Below are 253 nucleotides of genomic sequence, written 5' to 3'. Positions count from 1 at the left end.
CGTGAAGTGCACCGGGAGGTGACGCTGCAGGGCCGGCAGGTCCTTGGCCATCAACTGCTCCTGCAGCGCCACGGTGGACGAGGACACGACCACGCGCAGCCCGCGCGAGCGCGCCAGCACGATGGCCGGCAACAGGTAGCCCAGGGTCTTGCCGGTGCCGGTTCCCGCTTCGATGACCCTGATGCGCTGGCTGGCCTCGGCCAGTCCCTCCCGGCCGTCGCCCAGGGTGCCAAGGACGTGGGCCACCTCGGCC

General features: G+C 71.9%; 1 protein-coding gene. It reads right to left on the bottom strand.

The features are described from left to right. Positions 1-253: DEAD/DEAH box helicase (locus CVH10_RS26225; RefSeq protein ID WP_369335979.1), on the bottom strand; the 253-nt coding region annotated here is incomplete at both ends.

The sequence above is a fragment of the Halomonas sp. ND22Bw genome (genome assembly GCF_003011945.1).
Taxonomy (GTDB): Bacteria; Pseudomonadota; Gammaproteobacteria; order Pseudomonadales; family Halomonadaceae; genus Halomonas; species Halomonas halophila.
The sequence above is the reverse complement of the archived record's forward strand: the minus strand, read 5'-3'. Positions and strand labels throughout refer to the sequence as shown.